The organism is Candidatus Methylomirabilis sp. (assembly GCA_036000645.1).
Classification (GTDB): domain Bacteria; phylum Methylomirabilota; class Methylomirabilia; order Methylomirabilales; family JACPAU01; genus JACPAU01.
This window is the reverse complement of record DASYVA010000183.1, coordinates 1-6,247: the sequence shown is the minus strand read 5'-3', so window position 1 is coordinate 6,247 and position 6,247 is coordinate 1. Positions and strand designations below refer to the sequence as shown.

The following is a 6,247-nucleotide window of genomic DNA, read 5'->3' as shown; positions in this document are numbered from 1 at the left end:
CACGAAGGGCCTCCGGATCACCCTGACGGACGAGCGGACCGACGAGAAGCGGGAGTTCTTCTACAAGGGGGGCATCGTCTCCTTCGTGGAGCACCTGAACAAGAACAAGACGGTCCTCCATCCGAAGCCCATCTACATCGCCCAGGAGCGGAACGGCACGTTCGTCGAGGTGGCGATCCAGTACAACGACGGCTACACGGAGAACGTCTTTGCTTACGCCAACAGCATCCGGACCACCGACGGCGGGAGTCACCTGATCGGGTTCAAGGCGGCCCTCACCCGCACCCTGAACAACTATGCGACGGCGCATGACCTCCTGAAGAACCACAAGGCGGGGCTCACGGGGGATGACGTGCGGGAGGGCCTGACGGCGGTCATCTCGGTCAAGCTGCACAACCCGCAGTTCGAGGGACAGACGAAGGCCCGGCTGGTCAACACCGAGGTGAAGGGGATCGTGGAGCAGGCCGTCAACGAGAAGCTGGGGGAGTACCTGGAGGAGAACCCCCCCGTCGCGCGGAAGGTCGTCGAGAAGGCGGTGGACGCCGCGCGCGCCCGGGACGCGGCCCGGAAGGCCCGGGAGCTGGCCCGCCGGAAGGGGGCCCTGGACGGCGACTCCCTCCCCGGGAAGCTGGCGGACTGCGCCGAGCGGGACCCGGCCCTCTCCGAGCTCTTCATCGTGGAGGGGGACTCGGCCGGCGGCTCGGCCAAGCAGGGGCGGGACCGGCGCTTCCAGGCGGTCCTCCCCCTCAAGGGGAAGATCCTGAACGTGGAGAAGGCCCGCTTCGACAAGATGCTCTCCAGCGCCGAGATCCGCACCCTCATCACGGCCCTGGGAACCGGGGTGGGGAGCGAGGACTTCGACCTGAAGCGGGCCCGCTACCACCGGATCATCATCATGACCGATGCGGACGTGGATGGGGCCCACATCCGCACCCTCCTCCTGACCCTGTTCTTCCGGCAGATGAAGGAGCTGGTGGAGGCGGGGTACCTGTACATCGCCCAGCCGCCCCTCTTCAAGGTGAAGAAGGGGAAGACGGAGCGGTACCTCAAGGACGAGCGGGCGCTGGAGGAGTTCCTGCTGGATCTGGCGGTGGAGGGGTTTCGGGTGGCCGGGGCCGGGATGGGGCAAGCGCTGGCCGGCCAGCGCTTGCAGGTGCTGCTCCGGAAGGCGATTGCCTTCGAGGGCCTGGTCAAGCGCTTCGAGCGGCGGGGGAAGCACCCCGACCTGGTGCGGGCCCTGGTGGCCGCCCGGGGGAGCGCCGCCGACCCCCTGAAGAGCAAGCCGGCCGCCACCGCCTACCTCAACGAGGTCCAGCGGCTCCTGAAGCCCGCGCTCCCCCAGCTCGGCGGGGTGGTCGAGGCCCGGCTGGAGGAGGACGAGGAGCGCGCCTCCCATCGGTTCGTCTTCCTCCTGGGCCGGGAAGGGGCCGGGGGGCAGATGGTCGCCGACGAGACCCTCCTTGCCAGCCCGGAGTTCAGGGAGCTGGTCCTGCTCCACCCGGCCCTCGAGCCGCTCGGGCAGCCCCCCTACCGGATCGAGGGGGCGGACGGGGGTGCCGAAGCCGGCTCGCTGCGGGAGCTGACCGAGCGCATCATGGCCGAGGTGAAGAAGGGGATCACGATCCAACGCTACAAGGGCCTGGGCGAGATGAACCCGGACCAGCTCTGGGAGACCACCATGAACCCCGCCACCCGGACCCTGCTCCAGGTGAAGATCGAGGATGCCGTGCAGGCCGACGAGATCTTCACGGTCCTGATGGGGGAGGCGGTGGAGCCGCGGCGGGACTTCATCGCGACCCACGCGCAAGACGTGCGCAACCTGGACATCTAGTGCGACGTCAACGAATTGCGGTCAATGCTCAGGCGACGTCAGTTGGCCCGGCACTAGTCGTGCGAGGATCGACCGATGCCTGACGAGACGGTCGGCCAGGGCGCAACACCGGCGCAGCCGCTGCGCCAGATCGGCGACGTCCGCCCGACCGACATCCACGAGGAGATGCGCCGCTCGTACCTCGATTACGCGATGAGCGTGATCATCGGGCGGGCGCTCCCGGACATCCGGGACGGGCTCAAGCCGGTGCAGCGGCGGATCCTGTACGCCATGTGGGAGAACGGGCTCCGGCCCGGCGCGCGCTTCCGGAAGTCGGCCGCCGTGGTCGGGGAGGTCCTGAAGAGCTTCCACCCCCACGGCGACACGGCCGTCTACGACACCATCGTCCGCCTGGTGCAGGACTTCTCCCTCCGCTACCCCCTGATCGAGGGGCAGGGGAACTTCGGCTCCGTGGACGGGGACGCGGCGGCGGCCTACCGGTACACGGAGGTCCGGCTCGCGCGGATCGCCCAGGAGATGCTGGCCGACATCGAGAAGGAGACGGTGGACTTCGTCCCGAACTTCGACGAGACGCTGCTGGAGCCGACCGTGCTCCCGGCGCGCCTCCCGAATCTCCTGGTGAACGGGGCGACGGGGATCGCCGTGGGGATGGCGACCAACATCCCGCCCCACAACCTCGGGGAGATCGTGGATGGGGCGCTCCTCCTCCTGGAGGATCCGGAGACCCCGCTCGAGGCGCTGATGGAGAAGGTCCAGGGCCCCGACTTCCCCACGGGGGCCTTCATCCACGGGCGGACCGGCATCCTGGAGGCCTACCGGACCGGCCGGGGGCTCATCCAGATGCGGGCCCGGGCCGGCATCGAGAAGGTGCGGGGGGGCAAGGAGAACATCATCATCTCCGAGCTGCCCTTCCAGGTGAACAAGGCCAAGCTCATCGAGCGGATCGCGGAGCTGGTGCAGGAGCGGAGGATCGAGGGGATCGCCGATCTCCGGGATGAGTCGGACCGGGAGGGGATGCGGATCGTCATCGAGCTGAAGCGGGACGAGGACGCCCGGCCGATCCTGAACCAGCTCTACCGGTTCACGGCGATGCAGTCCACCTTCGGGGTCATCATGTTGGCCCTGGTGGACAACCAGCCGAAGGTCTGCGCGCTGCGGGAGCTGCTCCAGCACTTCCTCCAGCACCGCCGGGACGTGCTGCTCCGCCGGACTCGCTTCGAGCTCCGGAAGGCGGAGGAGCGGGCGCACATCCTGGAGGGGTACCGGCTCGCCCTCGACCGGTTGGACGAGGTCATCACCCTCATCCGCAACGCTCCCACGGTGGAGGAGGCGCGGGCCGGCCTCATGGAGCGGTTCGGGATGAGCGTCGTCCAGGCCCAGGCGATCCTGGATTTGCGCCTGCAGCGCCTGACGGGTCTCGAGCGGCAGAAGATCCAGGAGGAGTACCGGGAGGTGCTCCAAACCATCGAGCGGCTGCGCGCCATCCTCCAGAGCGAGGGGCTCATCCGCCAGCTCATCCGGGAGGAGCTGGCGGCCCTGAAGGCGCAGTACGGGGATCCGCGCCGGACCGAGATCCTCGAGCAACAGGAGGAACTCCAGTTCGAGGATCTGGTGGCGGACGAGGAGATGGTCATCACCGTCTCCCACCAGGGCTACATCAAGCGCAGCCCCCTCAGCATCTACCGGGCGCAGCGCCGGGGCGGAAAGGGCTCGACCGGCATGGTGACGAAGGAGGAGGACTACGTGGAGCACCTCTTCGTCGCCTCCACCCACTCCTTCCTCCTCTTCTTCACCGACCGGGGGAAGGTCCTCTGGGTAAAGGTCCACGAGGTCCCCCAGGCGGGCCGGGCGGCCAAGGGGAAGGCGGCGGTGAACCTGTTGCAACTGGAGCCGGGGGAGAAGATCACCACCATGATCCCCATCCGGCAGTTCGAGGTGGACCGCTACCTCATGATGGCCACGAAGCGGGGCACCGTGAAGAAGACCGAGCTGTCCGCGTACGGAAACCCCCGGCCCGCCGGCATCATTGCGCTGACTCTGGACGAGGGGGACGAGCTGATCGCGGTCGAGCTCACCCGGGGGACGGACGAGGTCTTCCTGGGGACCCGCCAGGGGCAGGCCATCCGGTTCAAGGAGGAGGAGGTCCGGCCCATGGGGCGAACGGCCCGCGGGACCATCGGGATCTCCCTCGAGGAGGGGGACCAGGTGGTGGGGATGGAGATCGTTTCCGAGGGGGCCACCATCCTCACCGTGACGGAGCGGGGCTACGGCAAGCGGACCGACCTCAGCGAGTACCGGCTCCAGGCGCGGCGGGGAAAGGGGATCATCAACATCCGGGTGACGGAGAAGAACGGACCGGTCGTCGGCATCATGAAGGTCGCCGACGAGGATGGCCTCATGATGATCTCCCAGGAGGGGAAGGTCACCCGCCTCAACGTCCGGGATGTGAGCGTCATCGGCCGGGCCACGCAGGGGGTCCGACTCCAGGGGCTAGAGCCCGGCGACCGGGTGGCCGCCATTACGTGCCTTGTCACGGAAGAGGGGGAGGAGGCGGCCGCGGGCCCGACGGCGGCGGAGGGACCGGGGGCGGCTCCGGAGGCGCCGGAGGGGGGCGAGGAGGAGGCGGGGGAGGCCGAGGCCTGACCTTGACCGGCCCCCGGCCCGGTGCTACGGTATGGCCCCTTCGGGCGTGGAGCAGACGTGCTGGATCCGCGGATCATTCGGGAGAAGCCGGAGTTGCTCCGGCGGAAGCTTCAGGAGCGCGGGGCCGCCTTCGACGTGGACGGCCTGCTCGCTCTGGAGGGCGAGCGGCGGCGGCTGCTCGGGGAGCTGGAGCGCCTGCGGGCGCGCAAGAACGCCCTCTCCGAGGAAGTCGGCCGGCGGAAGCGGGCCGGGGAGGAGACCACGGCGCTCGTGGCGGAGGCGGCCGGCATCGAGCCGGCCCTCAAGGGGCTGACGGAGCAGCAGCAGAAGGCCCAGGAGCAGTTCGACGCCCTGCTCCTCACGGTCCCCAACCTTCCCCATGACTCGGTGCCCGTGGGGACCGACGCGGCGGCGAATCGGGAGGTCCGGCGGTGGGGGAAACCGCGGGAGTTTCCCTTCACGCCGCGGCCGCACTGGGAGCTGGGGGAGACCCTCGGGATCCTGGACTTCGAGCGGGGAGTCCGCCTGGCCCAGGCCCGCTTCGCCGTCCTGACGGGGGCCGGCGCGCGGCTCGAGCGGGCCCTGGCCAACTTCATGCTGGACCTGCACACCCGGGAGCACGGCTACACCGAGGTGGTCCCGCCGCTCCTGGTCAATGCGGGCGCCATGACGGGAACCGGGCAGCTCCCCAAGTTCGAGGAGGAGCTGTTCAAGACCCGGGACGAGGGGCTCTACATGATCCCGACGGCGGAGGTCCCGCTCACGAACCTCCACCGGGGGGAGATCCTCCCGCCGGGCGCCCTGCCGAAGAAGTACACGGCGGGCACCCCCTGCTTCCGGCGGGAGGCCGGCTCGTACGGGAAGGACGTCCGGGGGCTGATCCGGCAGCACCAGTTCAACAAGGTCGAGCTGGTCTGGTTCGCGGAGACGGGGCAGTCCTACGAGGCGCTGGAGCGGCTCACGGCGGACGCGGAAGAGGTCCTGCGGCGTCTCGAGCTGCCCTACCGCGTGGTCGCCCTCTGTACGGGCGACCTGGGGTTCGCGTCGGCCAAGACCTACGACCTGGAGGTCTGGCTGCCGGGGCACGGCGACTTCCGCGAGATCTCGTCGTGCAGCAACTGCGAGGACTTCCAGGCACGGCGGGCAGGGATCCGGTACCGGCCGCATCCGAAGGCGTCGCCGGAGTACGCCCATACGCTGAACGGATCGGGGCTGGCGGTCGGGCGGACCTGGATCGCCGTGTTGGAGAACTTCCAGGAGGCGGACGGAAGCGTCACGATCCCGGATGCCCTGCGCCCGTACCTGGATGGCGAGGCACGGCTCGCGCCCGGGTAGCGGGCCAGCGACGCATGGGGAGGGGTGGCCGAGTGGTTGAAGGCGGCGGTCTTGAAAACCGCTAGGCGCAAGCCTCGAGGGTTCGAATCCTTCCCCCTCCGCCAGCCGCCCCTCGCGCGATTTCAATAGGGGAGATCCCTGGAGAGGTGACCGAGTCGGCCTAAGGTGCTCGCCTGCTAAGCGAGTCTACGTCGAAAGATGTAGCGGGGGTTCGAATCCCCCCCTCTCCGCCACGTCGCAGCCGACGAGACACGTTGCGCCCATAGCTCAGCTGGATAGAGCGACAGACTACGAATCTGTAGGCCAGAGGTTCGAATCCTCTTGGGCGCACCATTAGGCGGGGCGCCGGTATCCCGGCGCCCCGGCTGCTTTCGCCCCGCCCCCCCGCCCTCCACCTGGCATGCCTCTCGCAAGCCCCCTTTCCCATTGACTCCGCTG

The 6,247-nt window shown here is 69.1% G+C and carries 3 protein-coding genes and 3 tRNA genes; all 6 read left to right on the top strand.

All coding sequences use genetic code 11. The annotated features are described in order from the left end of the window. Positions 1–1,831: DNA gyrase subunit B (locus VGT06_10315; protein HEV8663514.1), on the top strand; the 1,831-nt coding region annotated here is incomplete at its 5' end. 75 nt (positions 1,832–1,906) lie between these two features. After that, positions 1,907–4,474, top strand: a complete 2,568-nt coding sequence (gene gyrA, locus VGT06_10310; GenBank protein HEV8663513.1) for a DNA gyrase subunit A — start codon at positions 1,907–1,909, stop codon at positions 4,472–4,474. A gap of 57 nt (positions 4,475–4,531) precedes the next feature. Next, the gene (gene serS / locus VGT06_10305) at positions 4,532–5,809 is read left to right on the top strand and encodes a serine--tRNA ligase (GenBank protein ID HEV8663512.1); all 1,278 of its coding nucleotides are present in this window, start codon (positions 4,532–4,534) and stop codon (positions 5,807–5,809) included. Between the two features lie 18 nt (positions 5,810–5,827). After that, positions 5,828–5,913 (top strand) — tRNA-Ser (locus VGT06_10300). Positions 5,914–5,949: 36 nt separating this feature from the next. Next, positions 5,950–6,042 (top strand) — tRNA-Ser (locus VGT06_10295). A gap of 23 nt (positions 6,043–6,065) precedes the next feature. Next, positions 6,066–6,142, top strand: a tRNA-Arg gene (locus VGT06_10290). The last annotated feature ends 105 nt before the right edge of the window (positions 6,143–6,247 follow it).

Excerpts from the sequence above, each read along its gene's own strand:
- gyrA (HEV8663513.1), top strand. The coding sequence starts at position 1,907 with ATGCCTGACGAGACGGTCGGCCAGGGCGCAACACCGGCGCAGCCGCTG.